This is a genomic window from Streptomyces sp. NPDC048142, from assembly GCF_043202835.1.
Taxonomy (GTDB): Bacteria; Actinomycetota; Actinomycetes; order Streptomycetales; family Streptomycetaceae; genus Streptomyces.
This window is the reverse complement of the sequence record NZ_JBIDBC010000002.1, coordinates 69,666-83,927: the sequence shown is the minus strand read 5'-3', so window position 1 is coordinate 83,927 and position 14,262 is coordinate 69,666. Positions and strand designations below refer to the sequence as shown.

Here is a 14,262-nt window from a genome sequence, read left to right as displayed (position 1 = left end):
GTTCGTCGTATCCGGGGCGGCTGGGACGGCGTCCGTCGTGTCCGGGGCGCCGGCGGGGTGCTTGGGGCGGCAGCGGGGCGGCTGAGGCGGCAAAGGTCGGCTGCCGCGTTTCCGCTCGCGGGGGGCAGGGGGCGACGGCATGGCTCCGGGGCGCCGCGGGACCTCTCGGTCCGCGGCGCCCCGGGTGGTCGTGCGGGTGCCTTTGTACGGGAAACGGGCCGGGCGGCCGCGGTCATCGGGGCCGGTCGCCCCGGTCGGGGCCGGCCCGGGTCAGGGCCGGTCGTCGGGGCGGGGGGTGTCCCCGTCGCCCGGCTCGGCCTCGGCCTCGGACTGCTTGGCCCGGACCTCCGGGTCGAGGCCGGCCCGGTCGCTGCCGTCGACCGAGCCCGTCGGCGAACGCTCGTCGCCGACCTCGGTGGCGACGGGCGGCTCGACCAGCCAGTCCGGATTGGCCTGCTTGTCCCACCAGCGCCAGGCGGCGTAGGCGCCGCCCGCCAGGGCGCCCAGCACCAGGAAGCCCTTCGCGGCCCGGCCCGCCCTGGCCCGCCGCTGATGCTTCCTGGCCAGCTTCTGGATCTCCTTGGCGGTCACCTGGGTGCGCAGCGCCGCCAGGGCGGCCGCGCTGCGGGCGGACGCCTGCTCGGCGACGGGCAGGGCCACCGCCCGCGCGTGCTCGACGCGGGGCGCGGTGTAGTCGGCGGCGGTCCGGGCGGCCTTCCGGGTGGACGCCGCCGCGCGCTGTGCGGCCTCGTCGACCCTGGGCGGCACATGCGTACGGGCCTGTTCGAGACGCGGTGCGAGATGGGAGCCGTACTGGACACGTGCCTGCTCGGCCGCCTTCGTCACCTTGGGCGCGAGCCGTACGCGGGTCTCGTGCGCGTACTGGACCGCCTGCTCCTTGGCTGTGCCGGCGTAGGGCGCCACCACTTCCGCGGCGTGCCGCGCGCTGCACTTCGCCGAGTCGGTTGCGGCGCGCACGCTGTCGATGCGGGTCACGGGATCCTCCTCCTTGGTGGCGGGTAGGTACTCCGCCTGTCCGCCCAGTTCGAAATCATGGCTGCTGCGGCCATGCCCGGCATGCGGGGCGGGCATCCGGGTCATGATCGCCATTCGCGGTCAAAACGGTTCATGTGAAGTGTGCCGACGACAATGCCATGGTTCGGTGGCGAACGCGCCGTTTCGCCCGGCATCCGGCCGTACGTTTCCCGGTCCGTGGGAGGATCTGCGGACGTCAGCGAAGGATTTGACGGCAGGCGAAGGATGAAGGAAGGCAGATCGTGGCCGAGCAGCTTTACGCCACCTTGAAGACCAATCGGGGCGACATCGAGATCCGGCTTCTGCCGAACCACGCCCCCAAGACGGTCAGGAACTTCGTCGAGCTGGCCACCGGGCAGCGCGAGTGGGTCAACCCGGAGACCGGCGAGAAGTCCACGGACCGGCTGTACGACGGCACTGTCTTCCACCGGGTCATCAGCGGCTTCATGATCCAGGGCGGCGATCCGCTGGGCAACGGCACCGGCGGCCCCGGCTATCAGTTCGCCGACGAGTTCCACCCGGAGCTGGGCTTCACCCAGCCGTATCTGCTGGCCATGGCGAACGCGGGCCCGGGGACGAACGGCTCGCAGTTCTTCCTGACCGTGTCCCCCACCGCCTGGCTGACCGGCAAGCACACCATCTTCGGCGAGGTGGCCGACGAGGCGGGCCGCAAGGTCGTCGACGCCATCGCGGCCACCCCGACCAATCCGCGCACCGACCGTCCGCTGCAGGACGTGGTGATCGAGTCCGTGGTCGTCGAGACCCGCTGACGGGCCGGTCCCCGGGGGCCTGGCCGGAGACCTCGCGGAGACCGCGCCGGTACCCCTCGCGGGAACCAACCGCCCTGCCCGTCCGTATGTGTTAACGAGACTTGTTGCCGAGATGTGTTACGAGCGGACCAGCGGGGCGGCCCTGTCCGCGCCGCCCGTGCGACGAGGACCGAGAGGCAGGCCGGGACCGATGGAACAGCAGCCGCCGGGGGACCGCGCCGCGGGAAGCGGTGCGCCGACGCCGAGGTGCTACCGCCATCCCGACCGCGAGACCGGCATCAGCTGCACGCGCTGCGCGCGGCCGATCTGCCCGGAGTGCATGGTCAGCGCCTCGGTCGGCTTCCAGTGCCCCGACTGCGTACGCCAGGGCTCGGGCACGGGGCACCACCCGGCCGCCGCCCGGCCGCGGACGCTGGCGGGCGGCACGGTGGCCGCCGATCCGCGCCTGGTCACCAAGATCCTGCTCGGCATCAATCTCACCGTCTTCCTCCTGGTCAGCATCCGTCCCGAGCTGGTGAACGACCTGACGCTGCTCGGGCGGGCCTGGGACCCGAGCCCACCGCCGGGATCCATCGAAGGCGTCGCCGAGGGCCAGTGGTACCGCCTGGTGACCTCGATGTTCCTGCACCAGGAAGTGGTGCACATCGGGTTCAACATGCTGGGGCTGTGGTGGCTCGGCGGACAGCTGGAGGCCGCGCTCGGCCGGTCCCGCTATCTCGCGCTTTATCTGCTGTCCGGCCTCGCGGGCAGCGCCCTGACGTATCTGATCGCCGAGCCCCACCAGGGCTCGCTCGGCGCGTCCGGCGCCGTCTACGGCCTGTTCGGCGCCACCGCCGTCCTGATGCGCCGGATGAACTACGACATGCGTCCGGTGCTCGTGCTGCTGGCGATCAACCTGTATTTCACCTTCACCTGGGACGGCATCGCCTGGGAGGCGCACGTCGGCGGTCTGATCGCGGGCGTCGCCATCGCCGTCGCCATGGTCCACGCCCCGCGCGAACGGCGTACGGCGGTGCAGGCCGGCACCTGTGCGCTGGTCCTGCTGGCGACCGCCGGGATCGTCATCGCCCGGACGATGGTGCTCACCTGAGCCGGATCACGAGCCGGGTCCTGAGCCGGATCCCGAGCGGAATGAAACCCTCCACCCCCAGGCGGACCGAAGTTGTCCACAGTGTGCGCAGATTCTTGTGCATGGCAAGAGGAACAGGTGTTCCTCTTGTCGCTGAGCTGGGTATTTCCGTCCGGACAACGGGGTGCAGCCCCCCTCGACGAGGGAGGCTGCGGTCACACCGGCGTCAACTTGAGTGGAGGTTATCCACAGACCGTCTGACCTTTTCCCCCAGCTGTGGATAACTCTGTGGGTAACTCAGGGCAGGGCTTGTGCGGAGGTGGTCCGTCACTTCCACTGCGTCGACACGGCGAAACCGCCGGCGATGAAGCCGAAGCCGACCACGATGTTCCAGTTGCCCAGGGCGTCGACCGGCAGATCACCCTCGGTCACGTAGAACACCACGATCCAGGCCAGCCCGATGAGGAACAGGGCCAGCATCACCGGAGCGACCCAATTGCGGTTGGTCAGCTTGATGGACGTTGCCTGCTTCGCCGAGGGCGGCGTGAAGTCGGCCTTCTTGCGGATACGTGACTTCGGCACGAGGGACTCTCCTGTCGATGCGCTGCGTGACCGCGCAGGGATCTGTGGCGGGCGCCGGGGTGGGATGCCAGGGGGAATGCTGCTTTCCCCGAGCGTCCGTTAGCGTAGTGCTTCTCTGGCGCCTGATGAGATAAGGGTACGTTGAGCAATCCCGCCGACTCCCCCGAAGGCCCGGCCCGGCGCACCTCCGCGTGGGTGGTCCGGGGGCTCACCGCTGCGGTGTTCGCCCTGGCCGGACTCATCTTCGTCACCAGCGCCAACACCGCCAAGGGCACCAATCTGCGCAGTGACTCCTCCCTGCTCAAGCTCTCCGACCTGATCAGGGAGCGCAGCGAGAAGAACGGCGAGCTGAACGATTCGGTCGCCGGCGCCCGCGCGGACGTCGACGCGCTCGCCCAGCGCGACGACGGCTCGACCAAGGCCGAGGACGCCCGGCTGAAGGCCCTGGAGAAGGCGGCCGGCACCACGGAGATCACCGGCGACTCCGTCAGCGTGACCCTCGACGACGCGCCCCCCGACGCCACCGCCAACCCCGGCTACCCCGAGCCGCAGCCCAACGACCTGGTCATCCACCAGCAGGATCTCCAGGCCGTGGTGAACGCGCTGTGGCAGGGCGGGGCGCGCGGAATCCAGGTGATGGACCAGCGGCTGATCTCCACCAGCGCGGTCCGCTGCGTGGGCAACACGCTGATCCTCCAGGGCCGCGTCTACTCCCCGCCGTACAAGGTCACCGCGGTCGGCGACCCGGGCAAGCTCAAGAAGGCGATCGACGGCTCCACCGCGATCCAGAACTACCTGCTGTACGTGAAGGCGTACGGGCTGGGCTGGAAAGTCGACGAGAACGAGGCGGTGACTCTTCCCGGGTACTCGGGCACAGTGGATCTCCACTACGCACAGCCTGCGGAGTGAGCCCGAGCCGATCCCCGGGGAGGCCGTGCGGTGTCGGTGCGACTCGTCGTCAGGACCTTCAGCGAGCTGTGCATCACCGTGGGCGCGCTGATCATCCTGTTCGTCGTCTATTTCCTGTTCTGGACGGGCGTGAAAGCGGCCGACGCGGCCGAGGGCGAGATCGACACGCTCCACGGTCAGTGGGCCCGGCAGCCCGTGGCGCCGGCCCCGCCGCCTGCCTCCGCCGAGCCCTCCGCCCCGGCGGCCCCGGTCCCGTACCGCGACGGAAAACCCTTCGCGGTGCTGCACATCCCCCGTTTCGGGGCCGGCTGGGAGTGGCCCGTCCTGGAGAACACCGAGGTCGGAACCTTGCAGAAGGGGCTCGGGCACTACAGCGGAACCGCCCGTCCCGGTGACACGGGAAATTTCGCGGTGGCCGGGCACCGGCGGACGTACGGAGACCCCTTCAAGGACTTTCCGAAGCTGCGCCCCGGGGACGCGGTGGTCGTCAACGACGGCACGACCTGGTTCACGTACCGCATCGCGAAGAAGCCGTACCGGACCGTGCCCACCGACACCGCCGTCGTCGACCCGGTGCCCCGCGGCTCCGGCTTCGAGGGCGCCGGACGCTATCTGACGCTGACCACGTGCGAGCCGGAATGGGGCAGCAGCCACCGGCTGATCGCCTGGGCGCATCTGGACGCGACGCGGCCGGTGAGCGAGGGGAAGCCGCCGGAGCTTACCGGCTGACCCGGGTCCGGCCGAGGTTTTCCACAGGCTGACCCACTCCCCGGCCGCGGCCCTCTAGTCTGGTGCGGTACCGAATGGAGGGGTCAGCATGTACGGCTGGATCTGGCGGCATCTGCCGGGCAACGCATGGGTGCGGAGCGTCATCTCGCTCGTGCTGGTTCTGGCGGTCGTCTACGCGCTGTTCCAGTACGTGTTCCCGTGGGCGGAACCGCTGCTTCCGTTCGGTGATGTGACCGTCGACGGCGCCAGCGCCGGTGAAGCAGGAGCCGGCCAGTGAGCGCACGCATCCTCGTCGTGGACAACTACGACAGCTTCGTCTTCAATCTCGTCCAGTACCTCTACCAGCTCGGCGCCGAGTGCGAGGTGCTGCGCAACGACGAGGTGACCACCGCCCACGCCCAGGACGGCTTCGACGGCGTCCTGCTCTCGCCGGGCCCCGGCACGCCCGAGCAGGCCGGGGTCTGCGTCGAGATGGTGCGCCACTGCGCGGACACCGGCGTTCCGGTCTTCGGTGTCTGCCTGGGGATGCAGTCGATGGCGGTCGCGTACGGCGGCGTCGTCGACCGGGCGCCCGAGCTGCTGCACGGCAAGACCTCCCCCGTGACCCACGAGGGCAAGGGCGTCTTCGCCGGACTGCCGTCGCCCTTCACCGCGACCCGCTACCACTCGCTCGCCGCCGAACCCGGCGCGCTGCCCCCGGAGCTGGAGGTCACCGCCCGCACGGCGGACGGCATCATCATGGGGGTGCGCCACCGCGACCGGGCGGTGGAGGGCGTGCAGTTCCACCCCGAGTCGGTGCTCACCGAGCACGGCCACCTGATGCTCGCCAACTGGCTGGAGCAGTGCGGGGACCAGGGGGCCGTCGCGCGGTCGGCGGGGCTCGCGCCGGTGGTGGGCAAGGCCGCCGCGTGACCGCAGGCCGCCCAGGGCCCGCCGCCGCACCGGAGGGCCCTGACACTCAAGGTGCGTACGGGGCCGACGGCGCGTTCGTGGCGGCGGTGGACGGCCTCGCGGATCCGCTCAACGATCCACTGCCCGGCGGGCATGCCTCGCCGTGGTTCCGGGTGGAGAACATCCCGCCGGGCGGGCCGGGGACGGACGGCCCGGGTCCCGGCCCGGGCCTCGATCCCGGGTACGCGCCCCAGCAGGGGCCTCAGCAGCCCCGGGGGGCCCCGAACGAGTGGTACGACCCGGCCGGGTACCAACGCGACTGGTACGGCCCGCAGGAGCCGTCTGCGCGAATAGCTCCGGCGGCCTCAGCAGCGCCGGTATCTCCGGTAGCCCCTGCGGATCCGGCGACCTCAGCAGCCTCACTGGCCCCGGCTGGGGAGCGCTTCCCGGCTCCGGGCCTTCCCGCCGAGCCCCGTACCGAGGTCATGGGCGCTGTCGCCGGGGGGCTTGCGGAACCCCGTACCGAGGTCATGGGCGCTGTCGCCGGGGGGCCCGCGGAACCCCGCACCGAAGTCATCGCCCGCATCCCGGCCGAGTCCGCCCCCGAGCCCGCCCACGGGCCCGAGCGCCCCTTCGAGCCCGCCCCCGTGCCCCCCTCCGGCGGGCGGGCCGAACGACGGCGGGCGGCCAAGGGGCGCGGCCGACGGCGTCCGGCGCCGGCCGTGGCGCAGGCTGCCCCGGCGGCCGCCCCGATGTCCCGGGTGGAGGCCCGGCGCGCGGCGAAGGCGGCGAAGGACAGCCCGGCGGTCGTCGCCAGCCGGGTGGCCGGCGAGGTGTTCATCTCGCTGGGCGTCCTGATGCTGCTGTTCGTCACCTACCAGCTCTGGTGGACCAACATCCGCGCCGAGCAGATCGCCGGCAAGGAGACGGACCGGATCCAGGACGAATGGGCCAGCGGAGACCGCAAGCCCGGGGTGTTCGCGCCCGGCCAGGGTTTCGCGATCATGCACATCCCCAAGCTGGACGTCGTCGCCCCGATCGCCGAGGGCATCGACAAGGAGAAGGTCCTCGACCGGGGGATGATCGGCCACTACGGCGAGGGCAGGCTCAAGACGGCGATGCCCTCCGACAAGCAGGGCAACTTCTCCGTGGCCGGTCACCGCAACACCCACGGCGAACCGTTCCGCTACATCAACAAGCTCAGCCCCGGCGACCCGATCGTGGTCGAGACGCAGGACGCGTACTACACGTACGAGATGGCCAGCATCCTGCCGCAGACCTCGCCGTCCAACATCTCGGTGATCGAGCCGGTGCCGGCCGGTTCCGGGTTCGAGGGGCCGGGCAGGTACCTCACGCTGACGACCTGTACGCCGGAATTCACGAGTACCTACCGGCTGATCGTCTGGGGCAAGATGGTCGACGAACGGCCGCGCAGCGAGGGAAAGCCCGACGCGCTCGTCGGCTGAACATCCTCAGGACAGGGACGGTGCGGTGGCAGCGAGGACCGAGCACGACGAGCGGACCGACACGTCCGCGTCCCCGCCCCCGGCACGCCGGCGCGGCCGTCACCCCGTCGCGACGGCCGTCAGCGTCTTCGGCGAACTGCTGATCACCGCGGGCCTGGTGCTCGCGCTGTTCGTCGCGTACTCCCTGTGGTGGACCAACGTGCTCGCCGACCGCGAGGCCGACCGGCAGGGTGACACGGTCCGCAGCAAGTGGGCGGACGGGCCGGGCGCCCTGGACACCAAGGACGGCATCGGCTTCCTGCACGTACCCGCCATGAAGAACGGCGAGGTGCTGGTCAAGAAGGGCACCGACCCCAAGACCCTCAACAACGGCATCGCGGGCTACTACACGGACCCCGTCGAGTCGGGCCTCCCCTGGGACGACGAGGGCAACTTCACCCTGGCCGCGCACCGCGACGGGCACGGCGCGAAGTTCCACAACATCCACAAGCTGAAGAACGGTGATCCGGTCGTCTTCGAGACCAAGGACACCTGGTACGTCTACAAGGTCTACAAGACGCTCCCCGAGACGTCGAAGTTCAACGTCGACGTGATCCAGCCGGTCCCGGAGGAGTCGGGCGTCGAGGAGCCGGGCCGCTACATCACGCTGACGACCTGCACCCCGGTCTACACCTCGAAGTACCGGTACATCGTGTGGGGCGAGCTGGAGCGTACGGAGAAGGTCGACAAGGACCGCACGATCCCGGCCGAGCTGCGCTGAGCCACCGCGCCGAGCGCACGCGGATGTCCTGTGCCACTGAACCTTGAGCGTGTGTCATCGAAGTTTGAGTGGCATGGGTACCTGGTCGTCAGGGGTGCCGTGGGGAGCTCACGGGTGTGTCCGCGACCGTTGGCGTAGCTCCCAGGACGGGCGCCCGGATGATTCTGTGTGCGCGTTCCCTCCTGGGGCTTTCAGCCGAGCTGCTCGGCCAGTCCGACGATGATGCCCTCCGGGCCGCGGAGGTAGCAGAGTAGATAGCTGTCCTCGAACCGGGCGATTTTGCCGACGACTTCGGCGCCGTGAGAGCGCAGGCGAGCAACGGTGTCCTCGATGTCGTCGACGGCGAACATGACGCGGTGCGTGCCCAGAATGTTGTGCGGCCGGTTGCGCGGTTCGGCGCTGATCGCCGCGGGGCTGAGGTACTTCGCCAGCTCGAGCCGGCTGTGACCGTCCGGGGTCCGGACCATCGCGATGTCACAGCGGACGCCGTCGAGTCCGGTGCACTGGTCGGCGACGAGGCCCTCGACCTTCGCCCTGCCCTCCAGCTCCATACCGAGTTCCACGAAGAACGCGATGGCGGCATCCATGTCCTCGACGACGATGCCGACGTTGTCCATCCGCTGAATCGCCATGCTGGTTTCTCCTTCTTCTTCGTGCGGCCGGTGGTGACCGCTGACGCCCCTGGGACGGAACCGCCAGGCCGTTCTCGACACCCCTGCCACGTCTTCTTTGAAAATCTCTTGACGCAACAGTGCCCGTCACACGCCAGTCGTACCGCTTCAGAGAAACGCCGCAGGTCAGAGGCCACCTCGCTATTCTGCGGACCAACACTGACTCTCAGCCAGGCCGACTGAACACTCAGCGAGCGACCTGAACCGCTCAAGCTTCGATGGCACACGCTCAACCTTCAGTGGCACAGGACAGCGGAAGCGGACGCTGCCGAGCACAGGCAGACGCCACGCCCACGGGAAGGGCCCCGGTCACCATCGCGGTGACCGGGGCCCATCGTCGTACGGGGCGGGTGTGCGGGGGCTCAGTCGCCCCGGCCTCCGAGGAAGCCGCCTCCGTCGTTGCCGCGGCCCTCGATGGTCACGAGGAGGACGGTGCTGCCCTTCTCCGCCTGAGTGGTCGGCGCCGGGCTGCTGGTGATCACCTGGGCGTTCGGCTTGTCGACCGAGTTCGGGGCGAGCTGGACCACGAAGCCGAGCGCTTCCAGCCGGCCCTTCACCTCCTGGTACGGCTTGCCGCCGATGTCACCGGGGATCTGGACCTGCTCCGGCTGCTCCGGCCCCTTGGAGACCTTCAGGACGATCTGCACGTCCTTGGCCTGCTTGCTCGGGCCCGCGGGGGTCTGCTCGACCACCTCGCCGGCCGGCTTCTCCGAGTCCACGTCGGCCCGTGAGACGTTGGTGAAGCCGAGCTGACTGAGCTGGGCGACGGCGGCGTCGTACTGCCGGGTGCGCACGTCGGGCATCGGGTCGGTCGTCTTCTTGGCCACGGTGATGGTGACCTCGGCCCCGTCCTCGGCCTTCGCGCCGCCCTTGGGGTCCTGCTTGATCACGGTTCCCTCGGTCTCCTCGGACTCCTCCGTGGTGACGTTGACCGTGAAACCCTTGTCCTCCAGGACCTGGCGGGCGCCGTCCTCGGACTTCTCCAGGATGTTGGGGACCTCGGTCTTCGGCGCTCCGGTGGAGACGACGACCGTGACGGTGCCTTCCTTGTCCATCATCGCGTCGGCCGACGGCTCCTGCGAGCAGATCTCGCCCTTCTCCTGCTCCTCGCACGGCTCCTCGGCGCCGACCTTCAGGGTGACGCCGGCGTTCTCCGCGAGTCTCTCCGCGCCCTCGACCGTGGAGCCCACCAGGTTCGGGGCCTTGATCCGGCCGTCGTCGCTGGTCGGGGTGAAGACCACCCGGCCGATCAGGATCGCGCCGATGAGCACCAGAATGCCCGCGACGACCAGCAGGACCGTCGAGGTGCTGCTCTTCTTCTGCTGGCGGCGGCGACCCTGGCGGTCGTCGTAGCCGTAGCCGCCGTCATCCGGGTTGACCGGCGGCAGCATCGAGGTCTGCGCGTTGTTCTGGTCGGCCGGGCGCAGGGCGGTGGTGGGCTGGTCGTTGTTGTAGCCGTCGTAGCCCCCGTACCCCGCGGCGCCCATCGCCGCCGTGGCCGCGACCGGCCGGCCGTCGAGGCAGGCCTCGATGTCGGCCCGCATCTCGTCGGCGGACTGGTAGCGGTAGTCCGGGTCCTTGGTCAGCGCCTTGAGGACGATCGCGTCCATCTCGGGCGTGATCTCCGGGTCGAAGTTGCTCGGCGGCTGCGGCTCCTCCCGGACGTGCTGGTAGGCCACCGCGACGGGCGAGTCCCCGACGAACGGGGGCCGCACGGCGAGCAGCTCGTACAGCAGGCAGCCGGTGGAGTACAGGTCGGAGCGCGCGTCGACCTGCTCGCCCTTGGCCTGCTCCGGGGAGAGGTACTGGGCGGTGCCGATGACCGCGGCGGTCTGCGTCATCGTCATCCCGGAGTCGCCCATGGCACGGGCGATGCCGAAGTCCATGACCTTGACCTGGCCGGTGCGCGTCAGCATGACGTTCGCCGGCTTGATGTCACGGTGGACGATCTGGGCGCGGTGCGAGTACTCCAGGGCCTGGAGGATGCCGACCGTCATCTCCAGCGTGCGCTCGGGGAGCAGCCGGCGACCGGAGTGCAGCAGTTCCCTCAGCGTCGACCCGTCGACGTACTCCATCACGATGTACGGGATGGAGACCCCGTCGACGTAGTCCTCGCCGGTGTCGTACACGGCGACGATCGCGGGGTGGTTGAGCGAGGCGGCCGACTGGGCCTCACGGCGGAACCGGGCCTGGAAGGACGGGTCGCGGGCCAGATCGGCCCGGAGCGTCTTCACAGCTACGGTGCGGCCGAGCCGGGTGTCGTGCGCGAGGTAGACCTCGGCCATGCCACCACGGCCGAGCACCGAGCCCAGCTCGTACCGGCCGCCGAGGCGACGCGGCTCTTCCATAACTGTTCCAGCCCTCTCCGTCAGTCCCGACCGCACCCGTGTGTGGTCCGCGGCGGTGCGCTGTTCGCGCATACGCTACCGGGCACGGGTGACGTGATCAGCCCGCATCCGTCAGCCGATATCCGACCGGTATCCGATGTCCGGTATGGACGGGCGGCCGCCGTGACAGGTCTCACTTCCCGCTGTCGATGACTGCCTTCATCACGTCGCGCGCGATGGGGGCGGCCAGACCGCCACCGGAGATGTCGTCCCGGTTGGCGTTGCCGTCCTCGACCACGACGGCGACGGCGACCGGGGAGCCGTTGTCGGTCTTCGCGTACGAGATGAACCAGGCGTACGGCTTCTCGCTGTTGTTCAGACCGTGCTGTGCGGTACCGGTCTTGCCGCCCACTGTGACGCCGGGGATCTGCGCGTTGGTTCCCGTGCCGTCCTTGACGACGGTCTCCATCATCTGCTGGATCTTCTGGGCGTTCTCACCGGAGAGCGCGCGGCCGATCTCTTCGGGCTCGTGGGTGAAGACCGGGTCCAGGTTGGGCGCCTGGCGCTCGGCGACCATGTACGGCTGCATCAGCTTGCCGTCGTTGGCGATCGCGGAGGCCACCATGGCCATCTGGAGCGGGGTGGTCCGGTTGGACGCCTGGCCGATGCCGGCCATCGCGTTCTGCGGCCGGTTGTCCTCGGGGTAGATGCTCGCGTCGGCGCGGACGGGCGTGAAGACTTCCTCGTTGAAGCCGAACTTTTCCGTCTGCTCGATCATCTTCTTGTTGCCGAGGTCGTCGCTCATCTTCCCGAAGACGGTGTTGCACGACACCCGCAGGGCCTCGCGCAGCGTGGCGTTCTCGCAGGGGATGTTGCCCTCGTTCTTGAGCTGCGTGGTGGACTGCGGCAGCGTCCAGGGCAGCGGCGAGTCCGTCTTGGCGTCGATGTCGTCGTAGAGCCCGTTCTCCAGGGCGGCGGCGGCGGTGACGACCTTGAAGGTGGAGCCCGGGGGGTAGGTCTCGCGCAATGCCCGGTTGAGCATCGGCTTGTCCTCGTCGTTCAGGAGCTTCTGCCGGTTGTCCGAGTCCTTGAGCGAGTTCCCGGCGAAGACCGAGGGGTCGTAGGACGGAGTGCTGGCGAGGGCGAGGATGGCGCCGCTCTTCGGGTCGAGGGCGACCACCGCGCCCTTCTTCTCGCCGAGCCCCTTGAAGGCGGCCTTCTGGGCGTCACCGTTCAGCGTGGTGACGACGTTGCCGCCGCGCTTCTCGTCGCCGGTGAACATCGACAGCGTCCGGTCGAAGAACAGCTGGTCGCTGTTGCCGGTGAGGATGCCGTCCTCCAGGTTCTCCAGCTGCGAGGAGCCGAAGGCCTGCGAGGAATAGCCGGTCACGGGGGCCCACAGGGGCCCGTTCTTCCAGATCCGCTTGTACGTGAAGTCGCTGTCCTCGGTCTCGGCGGAGCCGGTGATCGCCTTGCCGTCGACGATGATGTCGCCGCGCTCGTGGGCGTACCGCTCGATCTCGACGCGGCGGTTGTACTTGTGGCTGTTCAGCTCGTCGGCACGGACGTACTGGAGCCAGTTGTCCCGGATGAGGAGCGAGAGGACGAGGATCCCGCAGAAGATCGCGATCCGGCGCAGGGGCTTGTTCACGGCCGTACCACCTGGGTCATCTCGGCGTCGGTGGACGGGGAGGGAGCAGGTGCCGGGCGGCGGGCGGTGTCGCTGATTCTGATGAGAATGGCGATCAGGGCCCAGTTGGCGAGCACGGAGGAACCACCTGCCGCCAGGAACGGCATCGTCATACCGGTGAGCGGGATGAGGCCCATCACACCGCCGGCGACGACGAACACCTGGATGGCGAACGAGCCGGAGAGGCCGATCGCGAGCAGCTTGCCGAACGGGTCGCGGGCCGCCAGGGCGGTGCGCACTCCGCGCTCGACGATCAGGCCGTAGACGAGGAGCACGGCCATCATCCCGGCGAGCCCGAGCTCCTCGCCGACCGTGGCGAGGATGAAGTCGGAGTTGGCGGCGAAGCCGATCAGGTCGGAGTTGCCCTGGCCGAGCCCGGTCCCGAGGGTGCCTCCGGAGCCGAAGGCCATCAGGGATTTCGCCATCTGCTCGCTGGCGTTCACCTTGCCCCAGCCCGCGAACGGGTCGAGCCAGGCGGTGATGCGCTGCTGGACGTGCGGTTCGAACGAGGCGACGCCGACCGCTCCGACCGCGGACATCAGCAGGCCGAAGACGATCCAGCTGGTGCGCTCGGTGGCGACGTACAGCATCACGACGAACATGCCGAAGAAGAGCAGCGAGGAACCGAGGTCGGTCTCGAAGACCAGGATCAGGATCGAGAACGCCCAGACCATCAGGATCGGGCCCAGGTCACGGCCGCGGGGGAGATACAGGCCCATGAACCGGCGGCTGGCCAGGGCCAGCGCGTCCCGCTTGACCATCAGATAGCCCGCGAAGAACACGGTGATGATGATCTTGGCGAACTCGCCGGGCTGGAGCGTTCCGACTCCCGGGATCTTGATCCAGATCTTGGCGCCGTTCACGGCGGGGAAGAACATCGGCAGGATCAGCAGGAACAGCGCCACGACCATGGAGATGTACGTGTAGCGCTGCAGGATGCGGTGATCCTTCAGGACCGCCAGGACCACGACCAGCGTCCCCACGCCGATGGCGGAGAACAGCAGCTGCTTCGAGGCGGCGGGGGCGAAGGTGTCCAGGGCCTGGAAGCGCTCGGACTGGTCCAGCCGCCAGATGAGCGCCAGCCCGAGCCCGTTGAGCAGGGTCGCCAGGGGCAGCAGCAGCGGGTCGGCGTACGGCGCGAATCTGCGCACCGCGAGGTGGGCGACCCCGCCGAGCAGCGCGAGTCCCGCCCCGTAGCCGAGCATCCCCGAGGGGAGTTCGCCGTTGAGGGCGAGGCCCACGTTGGCGTAGGCGAACACCGAGATGGCGACGGCGAAGACGACGAGCACCAGCTCGGTGTTGCGGCGGCTCGGTGCGTCGATCGCGCCGATGGTGGTCGTATTGGTGACAACGCTCATGGTGT

At 69.5% G+C, this 14,262-nt stretch carries 14 protein-coding genes; 8 read left to right on the top strand and 6 right to left on the bottom strand.

Features of this window, described 5'->3' with window-relative positions:
• Positions 1–270 precede the first annotated feature (270 nt).
• Positions 271–996 (bottom strand): DUF5324 family protein, encoded by a 726-nt coding sequence (locus ACGF2Y_RS02920; protein ID WP_392943289.1) that lies wholly within the window; start codon positions 994–996, stop codon positions 271–273.
• A gap of 281 nt (positions 997–1,277) precedes the next feature.
• Between ACGF2Y_RS02920 and ACGF2Y_RS02915 the strand changes: the two genes are divergently transcribed.
• Positions 1,278–1,805, top strand: coding sequence for a peptidylprolyl isomerase (locus ACGF2Y_RS02915; RefSeq protein WP_392942719.1), 528 nt, complete (start codon positions 1,278–1,280; stop codon positions 1,803–1,805).
• A 190-nt stretch (positions 1,806–1,995) separates the two neighbouring features.
• The gene (locus ACGF2Y_RS02910) at positions 1,996–2,895 is read left to right on the top strand and encodes a rhomboid family intramembrane serine protease (protein WP_392942717.1); all 900 of its coding nucleotides are present in this window, start codon (positions 1,996–1,998) and stop codon (positions 2,893–2,895) included.
• 306 nt (positions 2,896–3,201) lie between these two features.
• On the opposite strand, the gene crgA is transcribed toward ACGF2Y_RS02910, so the two are convergent.
• Positions 3,202–3,456, bottom strand: a complete 255-nt coding sequence (gene crgA, locus ACGF2Y_RS02905) for a cell division protein CrgA (protein WP_392942715.1) — start codon at positions 3,454–3,456, stop codon at positions 3,202–3,204.
• Between the two features lie 141 nt (positions 3,457–3,597).
• Here crgA and ACGF2Y_RS02900 point away from each other — a divergent pair, with 141 nt between their 5' ends.
• The 6 genes from ACGF2Y_RS02900 (at position 3,598) to ACGF2Y_RS02875 (ending at position 8,211) form a co-directional block, all read left to right on the top strand.
• Entirely contained in the window at positions 3,598–4,365 is a 768-nt protein-coding gene (locus ACGF2Y_RS02900) for a DUF881 domain-containing protein (protein ID WP_392942713.1), read from the top strand.
• Positions 4,366–4,395: 30 nt separating this feature from the next.
• Positions 4,396–5,094 carry a class E sortase gene (locus tag ACGF2Y_RS02895; protein ID WP_392942711.1) on the top strand — a complete coding sequence of 233 codons (699 nt, stop codon included), beginning with the start codon at positions 4,396–4,398 and terminating at the stop codon, positions 5,092–5,094.
• Between the two features lie 88 nt (positions 5,095–5,182).
• Complete coding sequence (locus ACGF2Y_RS02890; protein ID WP_392942709.1) at positions 5,183–5,371, top strand: hypothetical protein; 189 nt, start codon at positions 5,183–5,185, stop codon at positions 5,369–5,371.
• Positions 5,368–6,006, top strand: a complete 639-nt coding sequence (locus ACGF2Y_RS02885; protein ID WP_392942707.1) for an aminodeoxychorismate/anthranilate synthase component II — start codon at positions 5,368–5,370, stop codon at positions 6,004–6,006. Before ACGF2Y_RS02890 ends, ACGF2Y_RS02885 begins: the two co-directional genes overlap by 4 nt.
• Positions 6,003–7,451, top strand: a complete 1,449-nt coding sequence (locus tag ACGF2Y_RS02880; protein WP_392942706.1) for a class E sortase — start codon at positions 6,003–6,005, stop codon at positions 7,449–7,451. Before ACGF2Y_RS02885 ends, ACGF2Y_RS02880 begins: the two co-directional genes overlap by 4 nt.
• 25 nt (positions 7,452–7,476) lie before the next feature.
• Positions 7,477–8,211: a class E sortase gene (locus ACGF2Y_RS02875; protein ID WP_392942704.1), complete on the top strand. Its 735-nt coding sequence runs from the start codon at positions 7,477–7,479 to the stop codon at positions 8,209–8,211.
• 191 nt (positions 8,212–8,402) lie between these two features.
• Here ACGF2Y_RS02875 and ACGF2Y_RS02870 read toward each other — a convergent pair whose 3' ends face one another.
• From ACGF2Y_RS02870 to ACGF2Y_RS02855, 4 genes are all read right to left on the bottom strand, one after another.
• The gene (locus ACGF2Y_RS02870; RefSeq protein WP_392942703.1) at positions 8,403–8,843 is read right to left on the bottom strand and encodes a VOC family protein; all 441 of its coding nucleotides are present in this window, start codon (positions 8,841–8,843) and stop codon (positions 8,403–8,405) included.
• 401 nt (positions 8,844–9,244) lie between these two features.
• Entirely contained in the window at positions 9,245–11,230 is a 1,986-nt protein-coding gene (pknB, locus tag ACGF2Y_RS02865) for a Stk1 family PASTA domain-containing Ser/Thr kinase (protein ID WP_392942701.1), read from the bottom strand.
• Positions 11,231–11,402: 172 nt separating this feature from the next.
• Positions 11,403–12,860, bottom strand: a complete 1,458-nt coding sequence (locus tag ACGF2Y_RS02860) for a peptidoglycan D,D-transpeptidase FtsI family protein (RefSeq protein WP_392942699.1) — start codon at positions 12,858–12,860, stop codon at positions 11,403–11,405.
• Entirely contained in the window at positions 12,857–14,257 is a 1,401-nt protein-coding gene (locus ACGF2Y_RS02855) for an FtsW/RodA/SpoVE family cell cycle protein (RefSeq protein WP_392942697.1), read from the bottom strand. Before ACGF2Y_RS02855 ends, ACGF2Y_RS02860 begins: the two co-directional genes overlap by 4 nt.
• Between the last annotated feature and the right edge of the window lie 5 nt (positions 14,258–14,262).

Bases quoted from the DNA above. Each gene is read 5' to 3' on its own strand.
- ACGF2Y_RS02910 (WP_392942717.1), top strand. From the start codon at position 1,996: ATGGAACAGCAGCCGCCGGGGGACCGCGCCGCGGGAAGCGGTGCGCCG.
- ACGF2Y_RS02890 (WP_392942709.1), top strand. From the start codon at position 5,183: ATGTACGGCTGGATCTGGCGGCATCTGCCGGGCAACGCATGGGTGCGG.
- pknB (WP_392942701.1), bottom strand. From the start codon at position 11,230: ATGGAAGAGCCGCGTCGCCTCGGCGGCCGGTACGAGCTGGGCTCGGTG.
- ACGF2Y_RS02855 (WP_392942697.1), bottom strand. From the start codon at position 14,257: ATGAGCGTTGTCACCAATACGACCACCATCGGCGCGATCGACGCACCG.
- ACGF2Y_RS02870 (WP_392942703.1), bottom strand. From the start codon at position 8,843: ATGGCGATTCAGCGGATGGACAACGTCGGCATCGTCGTCGAGGACATG.